We start from the raw sequence: 26,934 nt of genomic DNA on the forward strand, positions 1-26,934 counted from the left end.
GCCATCAGAGATGTGTATAAGAGACAGGGTTTCCTCGGAGGCCAGCTCGTCCAGCGATTCGTCGATATCCGCGTCGTCTGCGTAATCTGATTTCTGTTGAGACATGTTGTGTGGGTGTGTCAGCATCAATACGGAAGTGTAGCTCCCCCAAAAGTACTCGCGGACACCGGTGTCAGGTAGTTACATCGATGATACCTCGATTGCCTGTCAGGATGTGACACATGGCTGTACTCTGTCCGGAAACAGCACGGGGTATCCGATTGATAACTGCGATATCAAATACTGAAAACCGGGGGGTAGCATATATTGCCCTCCATTCATCATGTTACGCTATCAATGCAAATGGCTCGTAAGGAAACTACAGACACTATCGGGACACCCTCGAAAATGGTACTGTTCTGTCCGGACTGTGATTTTGAGAGTGGTATGATCGGGGGAGACTGGGACGTTTCGAACACTGGATATACGACGATTTATCACTGCCCGCAGTGCAAGCACTCGTTCAGCGTTTCCAATCGCCGGTGACGCCTGAGCAGAGCACGGACGACGGATAGCGGCTCGATATTTCACGGGCTAAACATCGTACACACCGTGTTAGGTCGAAAGGGAGGAATCACTAATCTGTTTTAGGTTCACGTGAAAAGCGATGACACGTAGACGTGAAGTTCTTGCAGGTAGTACCGGATTGGTGGCTTCCCTCGCCGGTTGTTCCAGTGTGGGTTCCGATGATAGGGGAACCACCAGAGGCGGGACCGTGAGTTCCCAAATAGACTAGGCCGAAGCCACGGTAGATACCGAGCAATCGACTCCGGAAAATCCAACGCCGTACACCGTCGAAATTGAGCCCCACGGTGAGTTCCCGTTCGAAGACGTTCCGGATACCAATCGGGAGCCATAAGCAGTGACAGCACTACTCAAGCAACACAGAATCGACATCACTGATCTTGTCATCAGACGGACCGGTGAGTACGACTACTTGTTTGTTGAGATAGCCAAACGGTTCCCCCGCTTCCGGCTTCTCTATGTCTGTACGGCCTGGTCGCTCACCGTTGGATGAGTGCATTTGATACCACCGAAAATTAGGTTCCCACGGGAAGCGAGTCTCAGTCGTCGCTCGGCACGGTCTCGACGGATTGCTGTCCGTCGTCCTGCCAGCTAAAGAAGCTTGCCAGCGCCGGCCCGGTGATGTTGTGCCAGACGCTGAACAGCGCCGGAATGAGTGCGGCTGCAGGCTCAAACAGCGTCGTCGCCAGCGCAACGGCTAGACCGCTGTTTTGCAGCCCCACCTCGAACGCACAGGTCCGAACGCGGTCTCTCGACATCCCAGTTGCTCGGCCGACACCGTATCCTGAGCCAAGCCCGATAGCGTTGTGCGTGACGACCGCCACTAGCACGAGTAGGCCAGCAGTGAGAATGTTGTCCACGTTCGCACCAACGACGCCAGCGACGATGGCGACGATGGCGGCGACACTGATAACTGGGAACACGTCGGTACCTATCTCAGCGGCTTTCGGCGAATAGCGATCCAGCAGATATCGGATTGTGAACCCGAGTAACACCGGAATGATGACGATTTGAATGATGCTCTGGAACATCTCCGCGAAGGTGACGTTGATCTGCTCACCGAGGGTAAACACTACCCAGGCCGGCATCACGATCGGCGCTGCAAGCGTCGTCAGTGTCGTGATCGCAACGGACAGCGCTACGTCTCCGCGACCGAGATACGTCATTACGTTCGATGCGGTCCCTCCGGGGGCGGCACCGACCAGAATGAGACCGATACCGACAGCGTCCGGAAGATCAAGGAGGACATACAGTCCGTACGCAGCGGCAGGCATCACCAGCCACTGCGTGACAGCGCCGATTCCGATATCCACCGGTTCCTCGATTAGCCGGCGAAAGTCCGTCGGCTGAAGCGTCAACCCCATCCCGAGCATGATTATCCCGAGTAACGGGGACACGTAACCTAAAACTGGGACAAACGGGTCCGGCCTGACGAGAGCGATTCCTGCCAGAAGGATTACCCAGACAACGAAGTACTTGCTCGCAGCCCGACTCACTGCTCGAAGCGTCGATATCGAAGTCACATCTCTGGATGATGAACAATGCAAAAAAGGTTTACTTTGCTTGTCTGTAATGTCAGATGAAGAATATACAATACAGGACAGCTGCTGGTTCATCGGGACGCTGGCCGATTCCGGAAGCTTGTGTCACCGAAATCTCGACTTGGACATCTGGTACTGAGTCCAGTAATACACCTGGCATCACACGTATTTAGATTCTCTCGTCAGAGTACGCCATTGAGATACTGGGAACGCGACAGATTGGACCAGCTAATTACGTTATTGAACGAGTGAGTACACTACAAAAATAATATAGTAAATCCATTACTACACAATTTCGACCTTCACAAATCTGCAGGACTTTTTTGTAATAACCTCTTGAAACCTCGGATAACGCGATGCACAATCTGAAACATTACCGCTGTGTTTTTGTATCTGGCTATAGTATTGATGATAAGAAACAATACCATGTCCAACCATGAACCTACTCACACACTGGATGTCACAGGGGAAATCTGTCTGATGCAGGTCGTCAAGCCGAAACAAACTATTGACGAGCCATTGTCGGGTGAAAAGGAGGTACGGACGTTCTCACGCACTACGTCCGCAGAACGGAGTAACACGATGACTACGGGACCTCAACAGGCGGCTACTGCAAATATAACACCTGACTACGACAGGAGTAATTCCGTCAATAGTGTCGACTCGGCGCTGGTCGTCCAGCACATGACTGAATCGAATCCCCAGTTGCTCATCTCCCACTCATGACACGGGTATCAACAAAGGATGTCGACGCCACCGACTCGACACATCGGGAAGTCGGCGTGGGCCTGCTAGAGGAGGATATGGGGCCGAGTTCAGCCATGGCCCATCTTTATCGCGGCGAGATCCATCGGATGAAGTTCTGGCGTGAGCGCCTCGACCGGACCACCAACTGGGCAGTGTTGGTAATCTCTGCAATCCTCACGTGGGCCTTTTCGCGGCCGGATATCCCCCATTACGTCCTTTTGATCGGAACGGCCACGCTGGCAGTGTTTCTGTTCATTGAGGCCAGGCGATATCGAGGATACGACATCTGGCGAAGCCGAGTCAGAACACTGCAAGCAAACGTCTTCGCCTACGGATTAGACCCCGCTGCAGGCGTGGCCGACCCGGACTGGCGCAAGTCACTGAGTGCCGATTACCGACAGCCGACAATCAAAATCAGCACCGAAGAAGCTATCGCGCACCGGCTCCGGCGAGTGTATCTGCCGCTTTTCACCGTCTTACTAACTGCCTGGCTCATACGAATTACCGTGTTCAGTTCCGGTTCGTGGACAGATAGCGCTGCTATCGGTATGCTTCCCGGCGTCGTCGTCATCGGCACTGTCGGACTACTATATGCCGCTGCAATCGTGATTGCTGTCCGCCCCAGAACATGGCACGCAAAAGGAGAGCTTCGGTCCGAAGACCTCCGCCAATAAGGTAGTGGCTGGAATTCATCGCAGTCCAACGGAAACGTGCGTCAATGGTGCGTGCTGTGGGTCAATTAGAGGATTTATCGCTATCCAAATGTAACCAACTGGAAACTACGATTAGTAGCACATACCAATCAGGCTGGGACATGACGACTCAACCTTCGGTACTGCTGTACCGAGAGAGGCACCAGTACAGCACTCCGGCTACAGCAGAGGCGGATCACCGATGACCATGCTTGCACGCAATATCAGTTCCTGGCTACTCATCGCTACTGTGGTGGCTACCAGTGGGACAGTCGGGACAACGGTTGCATTGCAGGATTCTGCACAGGACATACAAACAGAGAACGAAGCCCTCCACGCTGAAAACGAGGAATTGCGTGAACAACTGAACGAAACCCGAGAAGACCGAAAGGCCGCAAAAGCCCGTGCTGAAGAGCTCAACAAGCAGTTAGAAACACGTAACGAGGACGTAGACACACTTGTTTCGGAACTAAATCGGAAAGAAAAAATACTAAATGCCAGCCAAGCCCGGCTCGCGGAGTCCCGAGAAGCGGGCATGTCACGGTCCGAAATGGAAAAACGGCTCGATTATCTCTGTGCACAGCCGGAGAACAGGGATCGATTTGGGTGTCAGGAGTTCGGTCCCGGTGGGGACAACTGAGAACTTGGCCTTTGAGTAAGCCACATTTCAGAACCGTGGGTCCTGTTCTACACTATTGACTGTGGCCGTTGCACGATCTCTCCCATCTCTTGTGGTGAAATTCACCGCAGACGTATAGCCGACAGTAACCGTTACGGGAGCTACCGTACGTTACCCGGAATACATCCTGTCGCTCGATCTTACCTGCTCATGGGTGCTCTTGGAAGAGCGATGAGGGGCTGTTCCCACTCTGGTGGGAAATCTGTGCTTGAATCTACCACAGATTATTCAGAATTCGGGTGGAGAAGAGCCCTAACCCGCATAAAACTGAGATGGAACACTTCCACTGGGCCCGACAACGCAGAATTTCATATAGCGCTATATACTTTATGTGTTACAGTAATATGCCTATCAATGTTTGTCTTGTTCTGGGTTTCTGCATGAGAAAACAATACAAGACAACTTATTAGTTGTCCGATGGATATACGCTACATACGAAAAACCGGTGATTCAGACGAACCAGCTAGAACAGTTCGTCAGTTACCGCAGTTTAACCCCAAAACCCAATGAGTGAAACTCGCTACTCAACGATGGACTTAGCTGACTGCGAGTCTTTCTATCACGAGACAGTTGTACCGACGATGGGAACCGACGGCCTGGAGCCGGCCGCCGAAACCCCTCCGTATGCTTGGCTGAACCGACAGTTCCCAGGATTCGTAAAACATCTCCAACGGCGGTTCGACCTGTCACCGGGGCAGTTCTACGATGAAATCGGAGTACCAGAAGCCACGACTGCATCAGGATCATTTGACTTCCTCTCTGACAACACACAGCGGGCCATCGAAGCGTATCTCGACGAACTTTCGACTCGACGTGGGCGTGCTGACGCGACAATCGACACACGGCGGTCGATTCTACGACGCTTCGCGAAAGTATATACCAATATCCACGATACAAAAGATTTGCTCGCACCGCTGGAGAATCCCGATGAACGCGTTGCGGAGATGGACCGGGTGGCGGCGACGTTTGATGCGTTGGACCAACTGGACGATGCCCTGACGACGCTTGCGTCACGGCGTAAATACGTTCAGGACACACGGCAGTTCTACAAGCACCTGGTGATGTTCGGAAACGCCGCGTACAATCCACTCGCTGATCTCGAAATCCGGTTTGGGTGGGATACGACTCCATCTTGGGACAACAAAGCACTCGATAGAAACGCTGTCCAACAGCTGTATGCAGCAGCGACTGATCAACGAGACCGATTTATTGTGGTCGCATGCTGTGGTTGGGGGCTTCGCCCGAGTGAAGTCGCATCGCTACATGTCCGGCAGCTCAACCTAGATCCGGACGATGACTCCCATCCGTACATAGAGTTCGGTGATGGCGAGCGGAAAAACGGTCCTGGGACCGTGGCTCTACTGGCCAGTCTGGAGACAGTAGAGCGCCGTATAGAGACGCTTGGCGGTCCAGAGTGGAGTGGCTATCTCTTGCCCTCTCCGTCCGCAGCTACTGGCCATCTAACCGCCGAAACCGTCCGACGACGGTTCAAATCAGTGGCCGAGGCCGCAGATGTCACTGTTGACGGCGACACGCCAACGCCGAAAACTGGCCGTCGATTCTGGTATACTACGTACGGCGCTGCTGTTAGGCGGGTTGCGGAACGGTTTGAAGACGTCGCAGCGGAGCAGGGCTCGGCGTCTGCACAAGTCGTACTCGATAACTACCTCTCCGAGTCTGAAGCCCGGTCTCACCGCCGGGCTGAGATGCGCGAGACGCTTGCAGGGCTGTTCGTCGAGTAGCCTACGTTTTGTAAAAACGCCTTAAGACATACTGTATGGCTATACTATATAGCTATACCGTCTGACTAATCTTTATATCTGTGCAGTGAATCCGATACGGTATGCTGACCTACACTGTGTACAGCGAGGCCGGCGGTGTCGGCAAGACAACGATGGCAGCGAACCTCGCTGTCGCCGATGCCCGAGCTGGTCACGATGTACTGGCAATCGATATGGATCCACAGGAGGGAAGCCTCTCGTTCTTGTTTGACGTCGCGGACCGCCGAACGGACTCGGAGGCTGACAGTTTAGTTCGACACCTCGTCGAACGGCCACGCGGGCCGTTCGCTGACCTCATTGAGACCTCAGAGGGTGTCGATGTCCTTCCCGCACACAACTCTCTGGAGGTGCTATCGAAACATCTACGCCGTCGTGAGGAGGAAGCGGCGGACTTCGGTGAGAACTGGAACCCGAACGTCCAGCTCCTACGTGTGCTAAAGGACGCGGGCGTTCCGTCTCAGTATGACACTGTCATCATTGACCCGCCTGCGACCGCGGACGTAAAACTGTACAACGCACTGCACGCGACGCGAAATCTCGTCATCCCGTTCGAGCCGAGCGGGAAGGGCCAGCAGTCCGTCCAGGGCCTCGCAGACCTCGTTACCGGCCTTGAAGACACACTGGACATCAACGTGGGCGTGTTAGCTGCTGTACCGAACCGATTCAAAGGGACGAACGATCAAGAAGAGATGCTCAACCGGCTCCAGGCAGAATCGTACGATATCCCTGTCGTGTTCCGGGAACGAACGTCCTTGCTTGAAGGGTGTTGGCGCAAACAGTGTTCGGCGTTCAAATATATCGAAAAACACCGGAGTCGGGAACGTGATTACGAAATCGAAACGCTGGAGCAGTTTGAAGAGCTAGCTGCACACCTCCGTCAGACCCGGGAACAGGAGGCAACAGCATGAAATCCGGCTCCGGCGACGATCCCTTTGCAGAGACGGATGCGGATCCAGAGCCAGAAGCGGACGACCAGCAGGAGGAGGGAATGGATGTTGAAACTGAACCCACCGAAGTAGAAACTTCGACCCAACCAGATATCCCATACAAATTTCGGCGTGACTCAGTCAAGCAGGATCGCAAGCAACGGCCGATCTTCATTCGCCCCGAGGTCGAAGAGCGCGAATCCACGTTCCTCCGTAACTTGGAAGATGAAGTCGGTGAGGATGTGTACAAGACTGACGCGCTGGAGGCTGCCCTCGTTGTCGCTATGGACAATCCGGACCTTGTCGCCGAAAAACTCCGTGACTGGGGCTACGACTGGGAGCAGTCGACCGCGTCCCGATAGGACCCAATCGCTGTCCGGTACGATTTCCTCTCGCTCCGGTTGTGGTTTTACTTTCTGTGCTTACAGTCATATTCCGGCAGGGTTCGAACAGAACTGGACCTACCAACTGTGTCATCCGGCTATCCCTGCCCACTGATTTGTATGGTTTCCTTTACTGACTGACTCTATCAGCTATACTATTTAACTATACTATGTAACTAAACCGTATAGCTAATTTGCTTGGCTATTCGGAATGGCTGTAATATATAGCTAAATCAGGCAGCTGGTGATTCCGACGAGTCATTGTATTCGCTGAGGTGAGCTAATACGTACAGTCAACTCTACGAGATGACTGGCCACTCGCTGACAGCACTCTGTGGCGGGAACCGCTGACTCCTGCAGGGACCAGCAACGGACCCCCAGGCGGTCGCAACGCTTCAGGAGGGGATCGATACCTGGGAACAGTGGCCCGTCGACCTATGGACCTATCGCGCGGACGGCACACGCTTCAATAACCGGTGACGAGAGTGCTACTCACCGTTTCCGACGGCTCCATCACGAACTAGCTCGGTGTACAGGAAGCTATCGATACGCCGGACCGTTGACTACGGGTGGCACCACTCTGGTGACCGGCTACGTCTGTTCGACTGACAACCGAATCGAGACGCTACCTCTCGTCTACCTTTCCGTCGCGTCGGTCACGCTCTCTTGCACCCGGGTCCCGCTCTGCCGGGTCGCCGTGCCCGCCGCCACCGGGCGTTCGGACGGAGACGGTCGACCCGGCCTCGACGTCAACGGAGGCCTTCGCAGGGACCGATTCGCCGTCGACCAGATTCTCCCCCGTCGCGCCGTCTTCGCCACCGTCGATTCCAGCGGGGGCAGTCCGCCGGCGCTCCGTCAGGAGGGACACGGTGGCATCTGTCTCGACAGTGACGGTTCGTTCGAGGCCCAGACCGCCGCGGTATCGGCCGTCACCGCCGCTCGACGGACGTAGCGCGTACCGCTCGACCCGGAGCGGATACTCGGTCTCCATCGCTTCGACGGGCGTGTTGAGCGTGTTCGTCATGCCGACCTGTACGCCGTCCATCCCGTCTTTCCCGGGCCGGGCACCGAACCCGCCGCCGATGGTCTCGTAATAGGTGAAATCGCCGGTCCGATCACCGATGATAAGGTTGTTCATCGTTCCCTGTCCACCGGCAGGAACCCTATCGGGGACTGCCGTGGCGAGCGCCGCCAGCGTGACGTCCATGACGCGCTGACTCGTCTCGACGTTGCCACCGACGACTGCCGCCGGCGCGTCCGGGTTGAGTACTGACCCTTCAGGCGCGGACACGGACACCGGTTCGTAACAGCCGTGGTTCGGCGGAATCTCCGGGTCAGTGATCGCCCGGACAACAAAGTAGACAGCGCTCTTTGCCACCGAAAGTGGTGCATTCAGGTTGCCCGCCACCTGATCGGCGGTTCCGGCGAAGTCGACGGCTATCGAGGCCCCATCGATGGTGACGGCTACCTCTATCGGGATATCGTCGTCGGTCACACCATCGCCTTCGAGGATATCCTGCGCGCGATACGTACCATCCGGGAGCGCGTCGAGTTCAGCCTCGACTCGCTCGCGGGAGTACTCGATGACGGCGTCGAACGCGTCCAGCAGGGTCGACCCGTGCTCTTCGAGGAGTTCACCGATGCGTTCCTCCGCTCGTGCGTTCGCGGCGCGCTGGGCCCGGAGGTCAGCCTCGCGCTCGTCCGGCGTCCGGACGTTGGCACGGATAAGGTCGTGAACCGCCTCGTTGGGTTCGCCGCCGTCGACGAGCCGAACAGCAGGCAGGCGGAGGCCTTCCTCGTAAATCTCCTGTGCGCCCGGTGGCATGCTCCCCGGTGAACTCCCGCCAACGTCGGCGTGGTGTGCCCGCGAGACGGCGTATCCAATCACCTCGTCGTTTGGTGCGATCGTCGAGACGAGCGTGATATCCGGGAGGTGCGTTCCGCCGGCGAACGGGTCGTTGACGATGAACACGTCGCCCGGCTTCGGGTCCTTCTGGAGGACGATATCCACCGCATCGGGCATCGTCCCGAGGTGGACCGGGATGTGTTCCGCCTGTGCCACCATCCGACCCGATGCGTCGAAGAGCGCCGTCGAACAGTCCTGTCGCTCCTTGATGTTCGGGGAGTACGCTCCGCGGATGAGGACGTGGCCCATCTCGGTTGCAACACTCTCAAGCTGGTTCCTGAGGATTTCTAACGTTACGGGATCGATTGTCTCCTGTTCGTCACTCATTGTCGTAGCTTCGTCGTTCATTCGTTGCTCACCGCCGCTGTCAGTGTCCCGTCATCGCGGACCTGGACGTTCCAGGCCGGTGGGATGACGATCGTGCTCTCATCGCCCTCGACAATCGCCGGGCCGTCGATTCCGTCCTGCGGTGGCAGTTTCGTCCGCTCGTAAACCGGGGTTTCGCGGACAGCATCGGCGAACACCGCCTCGCGGGACCCCTTCCGTGGGTCGCCAGTGGCATTGTACTCGACTGGCGGCGCGTCCCGTTCGACGGTCGTCGTCACGCGACAGTTCACCAGTTCGACCGACTCGTCCGCTCGATAGCCGTAGGCGGACTCGTGGGCTGTTGCGAACCGCTCGCGGGCGTCCGTGGTGTCGAACGGCCGGTCGACGTCCACGGTAAGTTCGAAGCTCTGCCCGGCGTACCGGAGGTCGGCGGAGCAACGCACTGTCGCCGCCTCGCGGTCGCTAACCTCAGCTAACAGTTCTTCTGACAGCTCTTCGTAGACAGCGTCGACATCGTCTGGATCGACCGTGTCGAGCGACCGCTGATACGTCCGAACCGCGTCGCGCTTCTCGTCGGCTGCGAGCAGGCCGTACGCCGAGAGCACGCCTGAGGCGCGCGGAATCACCACCCGGTCGATATCCAGGCTGTCTGCGATTGCTGCCGCGTGCATCGGCCCGGCACCCCCGAATGCGGCGAGCCCGAACTTCCGCGGGTCGTAGCCGCGCTCGACGGTCACGGAGCGAATGGCTCTAGTCATGTTCGCGTTTGCGACGCGGTAGACGCCACGGGCAGCCTCTACGGGGCCATCAAGACCTGCCTCGTCGGCGAGGTCCGCAAGCGCGTCGTGGGCGGCATCTGCATCAAGCGAGAGTTCGCCACCCAGACTTGTGCTCTCGCCGATGTATCCCAGCACGAGGTTCGCGTCGGTGACAGTCGGCTCAGTTCCGCCCTTCCCGTAGCAGGCTGGACCGGGGTTTGCTCCGGCGGAACGCGGGCCGATACGGAGTGCGCCCCCGGCGTCGACCCAGGCAATGGACCCGCCACCTGCGCCGACTGTTTCGACGTCGACCATCGGCGTCTTGATCGGCCGCTCGTTGATGACGCCCTCCGTCGTCCGTTCGGCTTCGCCATCGCGAACGAGGCTCACGTCGCTAGACGTCCCACCCATATCGAACGTGACTAGCCCGTCCTGTTCGTCGGCCGCCATCGACCCTGCCCCAACGACACCAGCGGCAGGGCCAGAGAGGACGGTCGTCACAGCGTTCCGCCTGACGGTGTCGGCGTCGGTAATCCCGCCGTTTGCCTGCATGATCCGGGGTTGTGGGATCCCGAGGTCCCGCGCACGGTCGGTCAGGTTGCTAACGTAGCGGTCAATCGCCGGCCGTACGTACGCGTCGACGGCCGTTGTCGACGTTCGTTCGTACTCGCGGAACTCGGCGAGGACTTCGTGTGAGGCCGAGACGGGAACGTTTAGTTCGTCCCGCAGGATATCCGCAACACGCGTTTCGTTTTCGGGGTGTGCGTACGCGTGCAGGAGCGAGACGGCGACGGATTCGACATCCATCTCGCGTAACTGCTCGGCGATTGCCCGGACTTCGCCCTCGTCAACGGGCTGTTCGACACCGTCGGTGGTCGTTCGCTCGGACACTTCGAAGCGCCGGCGTCTGGGAACCAACGGTGTCGGCTTTTGGGCGGACAGGTCGTATAGCGACGGGCGGTCCTGCCGACCGATTTCCAGAACGTCCCGGAACCCGTCGGTCGTGACGAGTGCGGTCTTTGCGCCGTCCTCTTCAAGGAGCGCGTTGACCGAGACGGTCATCGCATGAGAGAACTCGCTTACCGTTCCAGGGTCGATGTCGGCCGCTTCGCAGGCCTTCTCGATCCCGGCGATGACGCCCTCGCTCTGGTCTTCAGTGCTCGGGACTTTCGCGGTCACGAGTTCACCATCGAGCGACAGCGTCACGTCGGTGAAGGTGCCACCGACGTCAACGCCGATCCGCCGGTCGCCCATCTACAGCACCCCCGCGACGCTGAGTAGCGTCCGAAGCCCGAGCCACACGACGATGAGCGTCACAATCGCGCCGAGGGCGTTCGCTACCGATCCGTTCGTGTACTCGCCGAGGAGGTCCCGCTGGTTCATCGCGTATATCAGGAATACCGCGACAATCGGCAATAAAATCCCGTTGACAACCTGTGCGAACACGATTATCTGGACGGGACTGCCACCCAGCAACACCGAGAGAACCCCGACACCAAGGATGGTCCCCCAGACGGCACGGAACTGCGTGCTCTGCATATCTGAATCCCAGCCGAGTGCACCCGTAGTTGCCCACGCACCCGCGAGCGGTGCCGTCGTCGCGCTCGTGAACCCGGCGGCGAAGATGCCGATACTGAAGAACAGTTCGGCGTACGGCCCTGCAATGGGTCGCAGCTGTTCGGCCATCCGGCCGATGTCGCTGATCTGGGTTCCAGGCTCGAACGCTGCGGCCGCGGTCACCATGATCGTAATCGTGATGACGCCACCCGCGACGATTGACAGCACCGTGTCGATACGGGAGTGGCCGATATCGTCGGGCCCGCTCCACCGCTCCTGGACGTTACTCGCGTGCAAGAACAAATTGTACCCCACGATGGTCGTTCCGATGAGCCCGGTGATGAGGTACAGCGACCCCGAGGGGATACCGGGGACGAACCCCATTGCAATCGCACCGGGATCGGGACCGATGAGGACCGCCGATGCCACGAACGAGAACGCCATCACGGCCACCAGCCCAATGAGCGCTCGTTCGATCAGCTTGTAGCGCCCAGTGTAGAGCAGGAGTCCGGCCACGAGTCCCATCACGACGCCCCACACCGTCGAGTCGATACCTGTGATCGTCGCAAGCCCCGCGGCACCGCCGAGGATGTTTCCGGCCTCGTAGGCGGCGGTCCCGACGCCGATTGCGCCGACGACGAGGAATATACTCACGTACTCGACGAGCTGATTGTCGAACCGCTCCCGAAGTGCTTCGCCGAGTCCCTCTCCCGAAACAAGACCCAGCCGCGCACTCATCTCTTGGAGAACAATCGTTGCGACGATCGAGAAGACCATTGTCCACAGCAGCGCGTAGCCGAACTCCGCCCCGGTGACGCTCGCAGTCGTGACCGTGCCAGGGCCGATGAACGCGGCGGCGACCATCGCTCCCGGGCCGACGGCTTTGAGTCGTTTTGTAATACTCATGATTGTTGGTTTTGATAGCTACTGTCACGGTCCCGGCAGGTAGTCAAAAACATTGTTAAGACCGGTGTGTAGCCGGAACATCGGTCGTATGAACCCTGTGTATGCGTCACCAAGTGTATGAACTGGTAAGAAACATCCAACCCGCGGTTCAAATCAATTTGCGTCCCGTGCGGGGGTATTCACGGCGTTCGTTCTCGCAACAGTACTTTGGATACGCTCTCTTCGATCTCGATTTCGAATGGGAGGTCGGTGATGCTACCGCGGATGAACCGGATCATCAACCACCGCACCGACTCGGATGGGAACACCACGTGAAAACTCCCCTTTTCGTCGCGTCGAACGGTCAGGAACCCACACAGTGAGAGCCATTCGAGAACGTCTTCGAGCGAATCGAATCGCTCGGCGTACTCCTGAGCGTGGTACTGCGCCACCTGATCGATCATTTCGAGAACCGCCTCGTCCCGCTCATTCGGGTCCGTAAACTGGCTCAGGAGTGCGTGAAGCAGGTCGATATCCAGCAGGACGTGCTCGCCCGTCGAGAGCATCTCGTAGTACGTCTGGAGGTGATCGCTGTCACTCGCGTGGGCTGAGTCGAAGTTTGCCGCGTAGAACGCGATTGCCTCGCGGATAAGTTGGCTCTGGCTTTCCCCAGTTCGGTCGGTCAGACTTTCTAACGTCTCCTTGGTCTCCTCGTCGAGAGAGACGGTGACGCGGTCGGTTGGCATAGTGTCCCTCGTCACTGGATGGCCTTAATATCGTGTCGTTTGGTGACAGAATACCCACAAACACGGCAGCGAGAACGGCGGCCAGATGTGGTCCGGAACTCTGTTACGGCCAGGTGCCGCGCTGCTCGCCGGCGTTCATGACTCGCTGGAGTGCGACGACGTACGCGGCGGTTCGGAGCGACGGGAGGTTTCGCTCCTCGTAAGCATCAACGAGGTTCCCGAACTGCTCCACGATAATCGAATCCAGTTCTTCGTTCACGCGCTCTTCGGACCAGTAGAAGCGCTGCCTGTTCTGGACCCATTCGAAGTACGACACGATGACGCCGCCCGCGTTCGCGAGAATGTCCGGGATAACCAGCGTCTCGCGGTCGCTGAGAACGTCGTCCGCTGCGGGAGTGATCGGGCCGTTCGCGGCCTCAGAGATGACGTCTGCAGAGATCTCATGTGCCAAAGACTCGTCGATGGCGTTTTCGAGTGCGGCTGGGATCAACAGGTCGACGTCGAGTGTGAGCAGTTCATCGTTCGTGAGTTCCGCCGCCGCGTCCGGATATCCGACGACGCTCCCGGTTTCGCGTTTGTAGTCCTTGACTGCGACGGGGTCGAACGACGCTTCGCTGTAGATCGCCCCGCTCGAATCGGATACGGCGACGACGTTTGCTCCCATCTCGTGAATGAGTTTCGCTGCGATCCAGCCGGCGTTCCCGTAGCCCTGGACCGCGACCGTTGCGCCTTCGATCTCCTTGTCGAGATACTCGAAGGCTTCACCCGCTGCGACGACCGTCGAACGCCCGGTCGCTTCGACGCGACCCTCGCTGCCACCGCTCGCGAGGTCCTTCCCGGTGATGACGCCGGGCTCGGTCGTGTTTTCGAGTGTCTCATAGGTGTCCTTGATCCAGTTCATCTCGCGCTGGCCCGTGTTGACGTCAGGTGCGGGCACGTCGCGGTCGGCCCCAATCAGTGGCGTCAGTTCCTTCGCGAACGAGCGCGTGACCCGTTCGAGTTCGCTCGCCGAATAGTTGCTCGGGTCGATGACGATGCCGCCTTTCCCACCGCCGAGTGGGATATCGCCCGTCGCCGTCTTGTAGACCATCCAGCCGGAGAGCGCCTTGACCTCGTCCCGGTCCACCTGCGGATGATAGCGGATACCGCCCTTGTACGGGCCACGGTCGCCGTTGAACTGGGACCGGTATGCACGGAACACTTCGACCGACCCATCATCCATCTCAACGGATAGGTTCGTTTCCAGTATCCGCTCGGGAGTTTTCAGCCGTTCCAGTTGACCCTCTGAAATGTCTAAATATTGTGCTGCTGCATCTATCTGTGTCCGTAGACTCTGGTACGGATTTACATCAGACATGTATCCACAGGATTCATCGAGATACCAAAAGCTACCTATTTCTACCAAGAAAGTTACTATACCAATTGATATAGTAAGGGCTAATAGAGGGACTTACAGCGGCATTGTGTCCAAAATACTTAGCCTATTTTCATATTTTTATCAAATTCTGTTACTATTATGTTTCCTGAATCATCTGCCACTCGAACAGTGGTATCCGTATCGAGTGCCACGGCGTCCGCAACCCGTTCCGTTCCACTTACTGGAACATCGACTTGGTCGACGTCCGGGATCAGACAGTCCCGATGCTCGGCACGTTCGAGCAAGATGTCTCCGCTGGGGAAGTGCCAGACCCGCGTCACGGATCGGAACACTGGCATCGACGTCGGCGCTTCGACGTGCCTGATAGCTCTCTTCTCCGTCAAGCGACGTTGTACGTCCATCATAGCTGAGCTGAATCGGCAGGGCGCTATTGCTCGCGACTGCCTGAACAACGGGCAGGGACCGACCGTGTCGGCGTCCGTGTGATATCCGTCATGTGTCTTCGCGAGTACCGGCCGTCGACCGATGGCACTCTATCGGAACGACCACGGGAATGAGGAAATACTAAATTGTTTAGCAACGAAGTTCACCGGACACCAGGTGTTTACTATTGAACCCTCCACCCAAGACACGGCAACTGAAGCACCCCTTCCCCAACCGGTGGCGACACCTCGCACGAGTATCCACGTCTCTGTCCAGTAGCCTCAATGATGGGTTTGTGACCGGGAGACGCAGATGAGCGACGCTGGGAGTCCACTCGACACGGCCCAGGTTCTCGTCGCCGGTTCGGCGAACTGGACCGAGCCGTTCTCAGAAGCTCTCAGAGCGAGTACCGAGGCCACTATTCTCACCGCTGGGATGCTATCGGACGCCCTGGATACAGTTCGCCAGCGCTCGGTCGACTGTCTCGTCACGGGAGAGGCACTCGACGACGGGAGTGGTACTGATCTGGTCCGACAGCTCCGGGACTCGGCTCCGGACCTCCCAGTTGTCCTCGGAACCACTGACGGGAGCGAGGCCCTGGCGAGCGAGGCAATCCAGGCCGGCGTTTCCGACTACGTTCCCCTCACAGGGACAGACGGCCTGCGGATAGACGAGCTGATCCAGCGAACCGGGAACGCGCTCCAGTCCGCTCGTCGAGCGATCACGCAGCGCGAACGAGCACAGCAGTTCGACGCCGTCTTTCACGACACACAGACGGCCACGTGGGTCCTCGACCCGGACGGCGCTCTCGCCCGTGTGAATCAGACGGGCCGGGCGATGATCGCCGAGGACGTGGACGAGGTCATCGGTGACCTGTTCTGGACGCTGCCGTGGTGGGCACAGTCCGAGGGGACCGAACGCGATATCCGGAAACTCGTAGAGGGCGCACGCGACGGGCAGTTCGGTAACGCGGTCGTCCACCGGCCGACCACGGCCACGGACCGCGTTATCGAGCTTTCAGTTCGGCCGGTGGAGAACGACTTCGGCGACGTTACCTCGATTGTAATCGAAGGGATAGACATCACGGACCAGGTCACCCTCGACCGTGACCTCCGTCAGTCCGAGGAACTCCATCGGGTCACGCTCAGCAATATGACCGACACCGTTCTCATGACGAACGAGGACGGGGAGTACACCTACGTCTGCCCGAACGTTCACTTCATTTTCGGCTACACCGACGACGAAATCCGCGAGCAGGAAACAATCGACACGCTCCTCGGCGAGGATCTGTTTGACCGCTCGGCGCTCGCAGAAAAGGGCGTTCTCAAGAACATCGAATGTACTGTCACCGACAAAGCAGGTCACGAGCACACGCTGCTGGTCAACGTCCGCGAAGTCGCGATTCAGGGCGGGACACTGCTGTACAGCTGCCGGGATATCACGAAACGGAAACAGCGCGAGGAAGCGCTGGCGACGCTGCAGGAAACCGCACGGAAGTTCCTCTACACGGAGACCAATCAGGAGATCGCTCAGCACATCGTCGATGACGTGCTCAGCGTGTTCGATGTCTCCGCGAACGCCATCTATCTGCACGACGCTGAGACGAACGAACTCCAGCCTGTCGCACAGTCACAGGCGATGACCGAACACCATGGGCCACTTCCGGCCGTCCGCACGAACGACGACACGCTTCCGAGCCACAGTTTCGTCAACGACGAGACACTCGTGTTCGACGATGTCCACACGTCGGACCGGCTGGACAACCGGGCGACCGACCTCCGTAGCGTCATGTTCATTCCGCTGGGCAACCACGGCGTGTTCGTCAGCGGCTCGACAGCCGTCGGGGTGTTCGACGACGTGACACAGGAACTCACCGACCTGCTCGCAGCGACCGCCGAGGCTGCCCTCGACCGGGTCGTCCGAGAATCTCAGCTCCGGGAACAGGACCGCGAACTCCAGCGGCAAAACGAGCAATTGACCGCCCTGAACCACATCAACAACACGATTCGGGAGATCGACCAGACGATCGTCAGCGCCGAAACACAGGAAGAGATCAACCACACTGTCTGTGAACGGCTGACTGACACGGACCGATTCAAGTTCGCCTGGATCGGGAGCGTCGACCCGGGCGGTAATACCGTCGAACCGCGAGCATGGGCCGGCAACGAACAGGGGTATCTCGACAGTCAGTCAATCTCCGTTACGGACTCCGAAACCGAGCCCGCGGGCCAGACAGCCGCGACCGGCGACGTGACGATGATCCCTAACGTCGCCGCCGACCTCCGAAACGCGCCGTGGCGGTCGGACGCGCTCACGCGTGACTTCCTCTCCGTGCTGAGCATCCCGCTGGTGTACAACGATCTCAGGCACGGGATCCTCACCATCTATGCGGACACGAAAGACGCGTTCGACGAGACAACGCGCACAGTGTTGCGCGAACTCGGCGAGACGATTGCCTCGGCGCTCAGCGCCATCGAACGAAAACACGCGCTGCTCACGACCTCGGTGACTCGCGTCGAGTTCGACATCGATGACGAGCGATTCCTCCTGTCGAGACTCGCCCGGTCGGCGGAGTGTACCCTTTCCTACGAGGGTGGCATCCAGCACGCACCGGCTGGTAACAGCGTGTTCGTCACGGTCGAAGACGCTGACGTGCAAACGGTTGCAGCGGCTGCGGCGGACATGACGTCGATTGACGACGTGACACAGATCAGTGACGACGACACCGAGAGTGGCGTCTTGCGGCTGGAGTTGTCACAGCCGTTCCTCGCCTTAGAACTGGCCGACCACGGTGCTATCTTCCGGGAAGCGACAGCGGACCCGAACGGGACGACATTCGTCGTCGATGTGCCACAGAGCGTCGACGTTCGAAACATCGCACAGTTGGTCGACAGCACGTTCTCCGGCGTCGAACTCAAGCGAAAGGAGACGCTCGAACGGGGTATCGAGCAGGACCGTAGTTCGGAGTTCCTCACGGACCTCACGGAGCGCCAGCTCGAAGTGATTCAGACTGCCTACTACAGCGGCTACTTCGAATCACCGCGGACAAAATCCGGCGAGGACATCGCGACGATGCTTGAAATCTCTCCGCCGGCGTTCTACCAGCACGTCCGGACTGTCCAGCGGAAGCTGTTCACCACACTGTTTGAAGATCGGAGCGTCTCGGGGCTGGAGTCGTAAACGGGGTTCAATAATAAACAACCCAATACACTACTGCTTCTTTGTTTAACCTCTGAATATTCCTTTGATGTCCTTCTATTCCTTAATCGAGTACTGGCGGTCGGACACCGCCACTCGTGAATACACATGAGAGATGTCGAGCAAGACCACGACGAGGAGACACCGTACGAGTGCTTTGCGTGTGGCAAAGTCATCACTGCAGAGAGCCACCCGGAGAACTGTCAGGACTGTGGCGGTGAAATGCGCAACCGACTGACACCGCTGGAATAACGATGGGACCGGAACTGAGTTCCGCTTCTCCTTCGGACGACTCGCCGCCGTCCGAACCAGAGTCAGCGCTCGAAACAGCCCGCCTACAACTCCACCGAGCCGCGGACCATCTCGATATCGACCCGAACATCGTCGAGCGACTGCACCACCCGCGAAACGTCCACGAAGTCACCGTTCCGATTGAGCGGGACGATGGCACAGTCGACGTGTTCACCGGGTACCGAGCCCAGCACGATAGCGTTAGGGGACCGTACAAAGGTGGGCTCCGCTATCACCCCGATGTGACGAGGGACGAATGTGTCGGACTCGGGATATGGATGACCTGGAAATGCGCGGTAATGGACCTCCCCTTCGGCGGCGCGAAAGGAGGTATCGCCGTCAACCCGAAAACGTTGAGCCGAGACGAGAAAGAACGGCTCACCCGCCGGTTCACACAGGAACTCCGCAAGGTCATCGGCCCGAACCTGGACATTCCCGCCCCGGACATGGGAACAGACCCACAGACGATGGCCTGGCTGATGGACGCCTACTCCATGCAAGAAGGCGAGACGATTCCGGGTGTCGTCACCGGGAAGCCGCCGATTATCGGTGGGAGCAAGGGACGCGAGGACGCGCCCGGTCGGAGCGTCGCTATTATCACACAGTTGGTCTGTGAGTACTACGACCAGCAACTGTCGGAGACCACGGTCGCAGTACAGGGGTACGGCAGCGTCGGTGCGAACGCAGCACGGTTGCTTGACGAACAGGGCGCGACCGTCGTTGCGATCAGCGACGTGAACGGGGCAATGTATGACCCTGCCGGAATCGATACGGCGACAGTGCCGTCACACGACGAGGAACCGGAAGCGGTCACCGAGTACGCCGACACCGTGATTTCGAACGATGAACTGTTGACGCTGGACGTCGACGTCCTCATCCCGGCCGCGCTCGGGAACGTCATCACCGAGGCCAACGCGGACGACATCGCAGCGGATTACGTCGTCGAAGGAGCGAACGGACCGACCACGTCTACTGCTGATTCCATCCTCGCTGACCGAGATGTCATGGTGATTCCAGACATCCTGGCGAACGCCGGTGGCGTCACGGTGAGCTACTTCGAGTGGCTACAGGACATCAACCGTCGGTCGTGGTCACTCGAGCGCGTAAACGACGAACTCGACGAAGAGATGCGGGCGGCCTGGGACGCAGTCCGGACAGAGTTCGAAAACCGCGACATCACGTGGCGCGATGCGGCGTACATCGTCGCCCTGTCCCGTATCGCGGAGGCCCACGAAGCACGTGGGCTCTGGCCGTAGCACTGTTCTGTCGGTGCCATCACGAGTTCCACCACTGTCACTGTCGATGCCGAAAAACGCAACCACCGCTTCCCGCAGTAGCAAAACTCGAACCGTGCCCCGCCAGCAGTGCTCTCCGTCACACGGACGGTCCAGCCGTGTGTTTTGGCGATGTCCGCCACGATAGAGTGCCCGAAGCCAGTGCCTCCTCGATAGACGTAATCCGTGTTTAAGTACGTCCTCACGTTTTGCCGGCGGAACCCCGTCGCCGTCATCCGCGATGTAGAACCCGTCACGGCCGTCTACTTGCCCGACGGTTACTGTGATATCTTCTCCACCGTCGAAGGGTTTCTCTCAGCCAAGATGTACCAGCTCCTCTGGCTCCTCCTGCTCGGCCTATACGTCGCGTAGAGCGGGGTGAACTCGTCACGGCGGCCGTCGAGACAGGAAAACTGGACATGCTGCTCGCGCCGCCAATAGCACGCTCACGGATCGCGGTCGAGAGCACGCACGCCGTCGCGCTCCCCGCGACCGCCAAGACAGTCGGCGGCGATGCGGTCCGCACGGAACTGTCCACTCATGCAAGTACCCATCGCGGAACCGCCGGGTCCGGGCGGTGATACCTACTCCCGGTGGAAACCCGTCTATTGCGGCAAAGTGATACTTTCTGTCCCCTGAACGTACAGAGTTACGAGGAGGGTGATCGTACTCGTTAAGCACGACACTGCGGATGAACGCTTGTAACTCGGACCAAGTGATACCATCGAGACACCACCGCAGAAGAACGTCGGGGATTATTTGAAAGCCCGGACTCGTTGACCCACACAATGGTGTCACTGCTAACCGTCGCCGGCATCGCTGTCGCCGTGTTTGTCGGCTTCAACATCGGCGGCTCGTCGACAGGTGTGGCGTTCGGGCCGGCGGTGGGCTCACGCCTCGTTCGGAAGGCGACTGCGGGGGTTCTGTTCGTCGGCTTCGGCTTCCTCGGGGCATGGACCGTAGGTCGGAACGTAATCGCGACGATGAGCAGTAGTATCGTGCCGGCAGCCCAGTTCACGCCCATTGCAAGCGTCGCAGTTCTGTTTTTCACGGGCGCGTCGCTATTGATATCGAATCTCTACGGCGTTCCCGCCTCAACGTCGATGACGGCTGTCGGCGCCATCGTCGGGTTGGGTCTCGCGTCGGGGACGCTCAACCAGGCGCTGATGTTCGTCATCGTTTCGGCGTGGATCGTCGCCCCACTGGTGAGCCTCGCCATCGGGCTCGTGGTCGGGCGCTACGTCTACCCGTATCTCGACCGCTACGTCGCGTTCACGAAGTTCGATCTCCACTTCGTCCAGATTGACCGATCAGGGACAATTCCACGCCCATATCTGAACCGGAACGCGTCGCCACAGGACGTCGTCGGGTCACTTTCTGTGGTCTTCATCGGCTGTTATATGGCGTTCTCGGCGGGTGCGTCGAACGCGGCGAACGCCGTGGCACCCCTCGTGGGGGAAGGTGGTGCACTCACCGTCAACCAAGGAGTCCTGCTCGCAGTGGCAGCCTTTGGGCTAGGGAGTTTCACCATCGCCCGGCGTACACTGGAGACAGTCGGGGACGACATCACGGAACTCCCGATCCTCGCATCGCTGATCGTCTCCGTCGTCGGTGGGACTGTCATCACGATCCTCTCATACTTGGGAATCCCTGCGAGTCTCGCGGTCAGCACTACCTCGGCGATTATCGGACTTGGCTGGGGGCGGGCCAGTCGGGCCGCGACGCTTTCGGAGTTAGCCACACCGACGCCCGAGCGGTCGGAGCTCGATGTCGCGACGGGGGCGCTGGTTACGTCACGCGCCGAGGAGGCGCCCGCGAGTCCGACCATCGGGGACATCGCTCGACAGGAAGAGCCCGCGGAGGAGTCAAAAGAGATCCCGGATGTTCCGGACATCGGTGCGGAGGGGCCGGCCGATCTCGACGAGCGGAGCCTCTTCGACCCTGCGGCAGCCAAGCGAATCGTCACGATGTGGGTCTTGACACCCTCGCTGGCAGTTGCCGTTTCCTACCCGGTGTTCGTAGTGCTGCTGTGAGCGGTGATTGGACGCTATACGAGCGGTGATGCACACCCGGATTGGACGGTCCGAACGACGCCGGTTGCACCCCGGTCACTCGCCAAGCGGTATAAAAAGCGAACCGGGTACTGAAACCGCTTTTTTGTTTGTGAGTAGCCAGGTACCTTCCCGGTCAGCCCAGCAGGAGTTTGAGCCACTTGTTGTTCTGTACGACGGACAAATCTTCGATGTAGCTGTCCAGGCCCAGGATGCGGCCCGAGCCGAACGCACCTAATCCGAACAGCAACACAGCATAGACCATGTGGTCGTCGACGACCCAGCCGTGTGCAACCGGGAGGCCGGCCAGCAGCCCGCCCTGTAATGCAGCCAGCCAGTAGAACAGCATCATCACTGCGCCCCAGAACGCGCTGAACCGAACGAACAGGCCCAGCAAGAGGGCAAGGCCCGTCAAGGTCAGTCCGAGCATGTTCAACCAATCGATGATCGGCATCCCCGCCATTGAAGCAAAAAAGCCTGTAAACGGGTTCCCTGCCGGCACCGCGTTCTGCAAGAACCCTGCCGCAGTCCAGTTGTTCGCGGGGTCGCCGTCGATGTACGTGACGAGTTTCGTGATTCCGCCTTGGAACAGCGTCCAGCCCATCACGATGCGCATGAAGAATAGGGAGTAGCCGACCCACATCTCCGAGTAATCGAACGTGACGCTGCGCCCGAGCATCTCCGACTGTAGAGTCTGTTTGGTACTCATGTCTATCTCTTTGATAATTGAATATATATCTGTTTGGGGAATTCTTTAAATCAGAGAACTCGGAAAAAGTAATAGAGATGCTGAAATCCCTTTTTCGCTCCGGTTTCGGTCGATAATATCAGTTCGCTCACTGATTTCAAAATCACTCTACAGCGCTATCCAACAGAAACTGCTATTGACAGACATTGTTGGTTAGCCATGGAGCGCGAGTCCGTCACCGGACTCTCCGACCGGCTGGAAGACAACCCAGAAATGGCTGAAGCCTTCGGATTCGGCCCAGACGATATTCCGCGCGGTGTTATACGTTCGCTCACCGTGGCGAGAGCGATTCGAAGCCCTACAGACACGATTAACAGACCGTTTTCACTGAATCGTGATCGCGTTCGTGTGTCTCCTGTACTCAATCTGGCGAGCGGTGGATCTGCTCGCGCAAGTCGAATTAACTGGTGAGTCTGAACACTCGTCAATTGTGATCGCCGATAACACGCTGTCGCTGTTGAAAAAGGAAACCGAAGTCGGGTAGTGGGCTTCTCCATCCATGATAGCCGGTGTCTGAGTGGCTACACTCTTGGAAGTCTTTGGAATTCAGCGATATAGTCAGTAGTACAATAGGAACGAGTGCTTCAGAGCTATTCTGGAGCGGTTTCCGCTCGACGATCCGTCCATAGACACGCATTACAGCCCCGCTACACCCGCTTCAGTCTCAACTCCCCACAACCTCGGAGGATGGTATTGATGCGTGCCTTTGCTTTTCCAAAGTCAAATATGAACCACCCGTCAGTATGCGTGCGGACCGAACGCTGGAATGTTTGCTCATGATATTCCAGTACTGGTCTACGGGCGACTCGATATTTCGCTGAGCGTCCAAACCGGTATCACTTATGTAACGTGGTTAGTAGCAAATGATGATGCAACTTGAGGCGAGTTCTTGGACTGATATCAGAGACGCAGCGCCGACGGTAGCGCTGCTCCCTATTGGAAGCACGGAACAACACGGGCCACACGCACCTGTCGGTACGGACATGATCATCGCAGAGGAACTGGCTAACGAGGCAGACCGGCGCAATGATTTCGACTCGGTCGTCCTACCGCCCGTTCCAGTTGGCATTGCACCGTATCATGGCCATTTTCCAGGAACACTATCGGTCTCCGCGGAAACGCTTCGACAGTACGTCTCTGATATCCTTAACTCGTTGTCAGACTCAAGTGTGGAGATAGTCATGTTCGTCAATGGCCACGGTGGGAACGGTGAAACGCTCCGAAACCTAACTCGTACCGTTGCAGACGACTCAACGGTTGACCTCGACGCATTCCTCTGGGAGTGGATGAATGCCGTTGAAGACCACGTCGACCACGCCGGCGAACTCGAGACGTCCGTACTCCTTCACATCTGTCCTGACGATGTCGGCAAACTAACCGACGGCGATGCCGCAACCTGGGACGACACGGTTGATGGTGGCGTCGTCAATCGGTTCACCGAAGAGTTCAGCAAGAACGGTGCAGTCGGGGATGGGACGGCTGCTTCCGCCGAGCAGGGCGAACAGTTGTTCGAAACGGCCACCGACGCACTCTGTTCGTTCCTGAATCGGGTAATATGAACTCCGAGTGAATCCGTTGAGCCGAATTTAACTGATCCACTCTCAAATCAAAATTTCCAGCGGGAATTTGCCCGTGTCAGTGAGTGTGGTGACAGTCATCCTCATGTGGACTGAGAATCAGTATTTTCACACGGCCAACAGTGTCAAAATCGCGGAGTTGATATACTAATTCTCGAACCTGCGATGCTTCACCGTGACAGAATATGGTTTCTAAGCACCAGTCGCCTTGGTGCGTATGGCTGGTCGTTTCGATAACGTCCTGAAAGTCGTGTTGGATGCTATGGAGGTCACCAATACTCGGCTCGTGCTCGTAATCGAACGCCAAGACGGCCGTTATTTCCCCAGAGAGCTCTTCAAGTTTCGTGTGTGATTCGATATACTCGTTCATCGCCTCTCGAACGGCCCGTGACCGCGAGTCAAACCCTTCGTGTTCCCACGTGTGGTCGAACTTCGTGAGTAGGTCATCAGGGATATTGAAACTGGTACGCATATCTACTCTCAATTTCCGACCGAAAAGGTTGGAAGTTGCGATTCTTAGCTGGTATTACGCGGACGGCAGAACCGTGCTAACAGTATTTTTGTACCTTCCCGTCGTGTAAATAGATGCAATGTGTCACTGTTTCGGCTCGGTCGATGAACTGAGCGAACAAGAGCGTGAAGAACTGGTCGAAAAACACAGTGTGGAAGAACTCCGCACTGACCATACTGAGGACGAACTCAAGAAGCTCGGCGTCACTGCCTGAAACGGAAGCTGTCCCTCGGTCGGTAATTTATGTGTAAACCTTCTCAGAGATTCCCTTGGACGATTTCTGCGATGCGTTCACGGTCAAACAGTGTCACGTCCTCGAACGAATCCGGGTAGATATCTTTCGCCGCTCGGTCGGTATGGTAGAAATTGATAATTGGTCCCTGATCGAGGTAGCCAGCGCTGTAGATGGCACCGTTCTGAATTGCCTGTACACCGTTCGATCCATCTTCTGCCTGCAGCGGTTCGACAACCTCGCTCTGGAATTCAGATTCCGACGCTCCACCGTGGTTTCGTACGAGCAATACCTCGGGATCGATCTCAATCAGGGACTCTAGATCGAGCGTCCCCCTGTCAGAGAAACTGTAGTGTCCCACGTCCGTCGCCGAGAGTGCATCGGTTAGACCGAGATCGCGCCACTGTTTGGTGCTGATACCGCCGTCATCAAATCGGAACGGGAAGAACTGGAAGCCAGAGCCGCTGGCTGGGTAGATCAGTAGGGCAGTCGGCCGCTGGTCGGCCGACGGCAATCGCTCATCGATGGACTCGAGCATCTCCTCGTGGAGTTCGACGTACGCCTGATAGCGCTCCTGTGCCTGAAAGACCTCAGCCACCAGCTCGAAGGCCTCGTACAAGGTGTAGTATTTGTAATCGTGCCAGTCGTCACTATGGCGGCGAATGAAGTTGCCGAAGAAGGGGCCGAGATTGTCCGAAATCTCGTCGACATCGGCTTGATCCCAGTCGTACCAGAGTCGCAGCAAATGCGGATCTATGAAGTGGACATCCGCGTTCATTTCATAGAATAATTCCTTACTTACGCCATCGTTTACCAGTTCCACGATTTCGTCCGCGTTGAATTCCACTCCGGGAAGCGCTTCGAAGACTTCGTTCGCAAACCGAGCGTGATCCTGAATGCCGAGCGTCTGTCCACCGCCGAGCGCGAACGCCATGTCGGCGAACGTCGGTAACAATGCGGTCCACCGCTCGGGCGGGCTATCGAACTCAACCGAACCCACCGGCTCGATCTCGACAGTGTACGAATTATTCGTTTCCGTCCCAGCGTCCGTTTCAGAGACGGCTTCCTGTGTCGATGACGTGCTTGATTCTGTCGGCGAACCCGTTGACTGGGAGGTGCTCGAACAGCCCGCAAACAGACCGCCACCGATAATTGCTCCGCCGTACGTCAGATAGTCACGCCGCGTCGGTTCCTTGTGGCCGCTGGAGTCGTCTGACATATTTTTTAGGCCACCCTAAACATTAATAGTGGTTCCGATTTTGGCTCGCCAAAACATTCTCCGGGGAGTAGGTTTCGAATTCAATCTGAGAACTGTCCAGAGGAAGGCCATCAGTACTCGTAGCGTTCAGATGGGGATTGAAGAGTGGGGCGTAGCGTTTCTGAGTACTTTATGTCCGAAAACGCTGCCCCAACGGTAGTCTCGACCAGCTCAATGATGAGCAGTACTGGCTGTACGCCGCCGTGTTTCTCGTCGAGGACTCCACATCGGTACAAACTGCGTGTCACCGACACGGATTCGATTTCAGATGCGAAAAACATGCAAATCGGAACGCCGTCGAACGTGTCTTCAGAGAAGCAAAACGGCGAACTATCTGGTTCTCAAACTGTTTCAGCAACGCCGAAGCAGAAACAGTCGACGATTGGCTCAGGTCGTTCAGCTTTGCATAGAGTCAGCTAGTCCGAACGCGATGTCCTGTATCTTCGGTTCTCCCAGCGGGCAGGCGGAGGATTTCTTCTCGCGGTGCGGCCGCCGGATCGA

At 57.8% G+C, this 26,934-nt stretch carries 20 protein-coding genes and 2 pseudogenes; 12 read left to right on the forward strand and 10 right to left on the reverse strand.

The window, feature by feature from the left end; all coding sequences use genetic code 11:
• Window positions 1-1,103: 1,103 nt before the first annotated feature.
• The gene (locus tag C444_RS20255) at window positions 1,104-2,060 is read right to left on the reverse strand and encodes a bile acid:sodium symporter family protein (RefSeq protein ID WP_049909692.1); all 957 of its coding nucleotides are present in this window, start codon (window positions 2,058-2,060) and stop codon (window positions 1,104-1,106) included.
• A 767-nt stretch (window positions 2,061-2,827) separates the two neighbouring features.
• On the opposite strand from C444_RS20255, the gene C444_RS20265 reads away from it, so the two are divergent.
• The 5 genes from C444_RS20265 to C444_RS20285 all read left to right on the forward strand — a co-directional run bounded on the left by C444_RS20265 (window position 2,828) and on the right by C444_RS20285 (window position 7,292).
• Window positions 2,828-3,526: a DUF2270 domain-containing protein gene (locus tag C444_RS20265; protein WP_004594988.1), complete on the forward strand. Its 699-nt coding sequence runs from the start codon at window positions 2,828-2,830 to the stop codon at window positions 3,524-3,526.
• 220 nt (window positions 3,527-3,746) lie between these two features.
• Window positions 3,747-4,184, forward strand: coding sequence for a hypothetical protein (locus C444_RS20270; protein ID WP_004594989.1), 438 nt, complete (start codon window positions 3,747-3,749; stop codon window positions 4,182-4,184).
• A gap of 545 nt (window positions 4,185-4,729) precedes the next feature.
• Window positions 4,730-5,965, forward strand: coding sequence for a tyrosine-type recombinase/integrase (locus C444_RS20275; protein WP_049909679.1), 1,236 nt, complete (start codon window positions 4,730-4,732; stop codon window positions 5,963-5,965).
• Between the two features lie 101 nt (window positions 5,966-6,066).
• Window positions 6,067-6,912, forward strand: coding sequence for a ParA family protein (locus C444_RS20280; protein WP_004594991.1), 846 nt, complete (start codon window positions 6,067-6,069; stop codon window positions 6,910-6,912).
• Window positions 6,909-7,292 carry a hypothetical protein gene (locus C444_RS20285; RefSeq protein ID WP_004594992.1) on the forward strand — a complete coding sequence of 128 codons (384 nt, stop codon included), beginning with the start codon at window positions 6,909-6,911 and terminating at the stop codon, window positions 7,290-7,292. The genes C444_RS20280 and C444_RS20285 overlap by 4 nt, the downstream gene beginning before the upstream one ends.
• Before the next feature lie 646 nt (window positions 7,293-7,938).
• Here the strand turns inward: C444_RS20285 and C444_RS20290 are convergent.
• The 5 genes from C444_RS20290 to C444_RS20310 form a co-directional block, all read right to left on the reverse strand.
• On the reverse strand, window positions 7,939-9,567 hold the full coding sequence (locus tag C444_RS20290) for a hydantoinase B/oxoprolinase family protein (protein ID WP_004594993.1): 1,629 nt from the start codon (window positions 9,565-9,567) through the stop codon (window positions 7,939-7,941).
• A complete protein-coding gene (locus C444_RS20295; RefSeq protein WP_004594994.1) occupies window positions 9,564-11,558 on the reverse strand; it encodes a hydantoinase/oxoprolinase family protein in 1,995 nt (664 codons plus the stop codon). Before C444_RS20295 ends, C444_RS20290 begins: the two co-directional genes overlap by 4 nt.
• Window positions 11,559-12,767 carry an Nramp family divalent metal transporter gene (locus C444_RS20300; protein WP_004594995.1) on the reverse strand — a complete coding sequence of 403 codons (1,209 nt, stop codon included), beginning with the start codon at window positions 12,765-12,767 and terminating at the stop codon, window positions 11,559-11,561.
• A 179-nt stretch (window positions 12,768-12,946) separates the two neighbouring features.
• A complete protein-coding gene (locus C444_RS20305) occupies window positions 12,947-13,492 on the reverse strand; it encodes a ribbon-helix-helix protein, CopG family (protein WP_004594996.1) in 546 nt (181 codons plus the stop codon).
• A gap of 103 nt (window positions 13,493-13,595) precedes the next feature.
• On the reverse strand, window positions 13,596-14,849 hold the full coding sequence (locus C444_RS20310; RefSeq protein WP_049909680.1) for a Glu/Leu/Phe/Val family dehydrogenase: 1,254 nt from the start codon (window positions 14,847-14,849) through the stop codon (window positions 13,596-13,598).
• Window positions 14,850-15,605: 756 nt separating this feature from the next.
• On the opposite strand from C444_RS20310, the gene C444_RS20320 reads away from it, so the two are divergent.
• The 3 genes from C444_RS20320 (at window position 15,606) to gdhB (ending at window position 20,038) form a co-directional block, all read left to right on the forward strand.
• A complete protein-coding gene (locus C444_RS20320; RefSeq protein ID WP_004594999.1) occupies window positions 15,606-18,473 on the forward strand; it encodes a bacterio-opsin activator domain-containing protein in 2,868 nt (955 codons plus the stop codon).
• A gap of 126 nt (window positions 18,474-18,599) precedes the next feature.
• A complete protein-coding gene (locus C444_RS21930) occupies window positions 18,600-18,743 on the forward strand; it encodes a rubrerythrin-like domain-containing protein (protein WP_004595000.1) in 144 nt (47 codons plus the stop codon).
• 2 nt (window positions 18,744-18,745) lie between these two features.
• Window positions 18,746-20,038, forward strand: a complete 1,293-nt coding sequence (gene gdhB, locus C444_RS20325; protein ID WP_049909681.1) for a glutamate dehydrogenase GdhB — start codon at window positions 18,746-18,748, stop codon at window positions 20,036-20,038.
• Window positions 20,039-20,115: 77 nt separating this feature from the next.
• On the opposite strand, the pseudogene C444_RS22835 reads toward gdhB, so the two are convergent.
• Window positions 20,116-20,356: pseudogene (locus C444_RS22835) on the reverse strand (sensor histidine kinase); the annotation flags it as partial.
• A gap of 488 nt (window positions 20,357-20,844) precedes the next feature.
• Between C444_RS22835 and C444_RS20335 the strand changes: the two are divergent.
• On the forward strand, window positions 20,845-22,089 hold the full coding sequence (locus C444_RS20335) for an inorganic phosphate transporter (protein WP_004595003.1): 1,245 nt from the start codon (window positions 20,845-20,847) through the stop codon (window positions 22,087-22,089).
• Between the two features lie 154 nt (window positions 22,090-22,243).
• On the opposite strand, the gene C444_RS20340 is transcribed toward C444_RS20335, so the two are convergent.
• Window positions 22,244-22,816, reverse strand: coding sequence for a DoxX family membrane protein (locus C444_RS20340; RefSeq protein WP_049909682.1), 573 nt, complete (start codon window positions 22,814-22,816; stop codon window positions 22,244-22,246).
• 908 nt (window positions 22,817-23,724) lie between these two features.
• Here C444_RS20340 and C444_RS20345 point away from each other — a divergent pair.
• Complete coding sequence (locus C444_RS20345) at window positions 23,725-24,414, forward strand: creatininase family protein (RefSeq protein ID WP_049909683.1); 690 nt, start codon at window positions 23,725-23,727, stop codon at window positions 24,412-24,414.
• A 76-nt stretch (window positions 24,415-24,490) separates the two neighbouring features.
• Here the strand turns inward: C444_RS20345 and C444_RS20350 are convergent, their stop codons facing one another.
• Window positions 24,491-24,904, reverse strand: coding sequence for a CopG family ribbon-helix-helix protein (locus C444_RS20350; protein ID WP_004595007.1), 414 nt, complete (start codon window positions 24,902-24,904; stop codon window positions 24,491-24,493).
• A 118-nt stretch (window positions 24,905-25,022) separates the two neighbouring features.
• Here C444_RS20350 and C444_RS23015 point away from each other — a divergent pair, with 118 nt between their 5' ends.
• On the forward strand, window positions 25,023-25,157 hold the full coding sequence (locus C444_RS23015) for a hypothetical protein (RefSeq protein ID WP_004595008.1): 135 nt from the start codon (window positions 25,023-25,025) through the stop codon (window positions 25,155-25,157).
• Between the two features lie 43 nt (window positions 25,158-25,200).
• Here C444_RS23015 and C444_RS20355 read toward each other — a convergent pair whose 3' ends face one another.
• On the reverse strand, window positions 25,201-26,175 hold the full coding sequence (locus tag C444_RS20355) for an ABC transporter substrate-binding protein (protein WP_049909695.1): 975 nt from the start codon (window positions 26,173-26,175) through the stop codon (window positions 25,201-25,203).
• A 425-nt stretch (window positions 26,176-26,600) separates the two neighbouring features.
• Here C444_RS20355 and C444_RS21550 point away from each other — a divergent pair.
• Window positions 26,601-26,843: pseudogene (locus C444_RS21550) on the forward strand (IS6 family transposase); the annotation flags it as partial.
• Window positions 26,844-26,934: the final 91 nt, after the last annotated feature.

The sequence above is a fragment of the Haloarcula japonica DSM 6131 genome, assembly GCF_000336635.1.
GTDB lineage: Archaea > Halobacteriota > Halobacteria > Halobacteriales > Haloarculaceae > Haloarcula > Haloarcula japonica.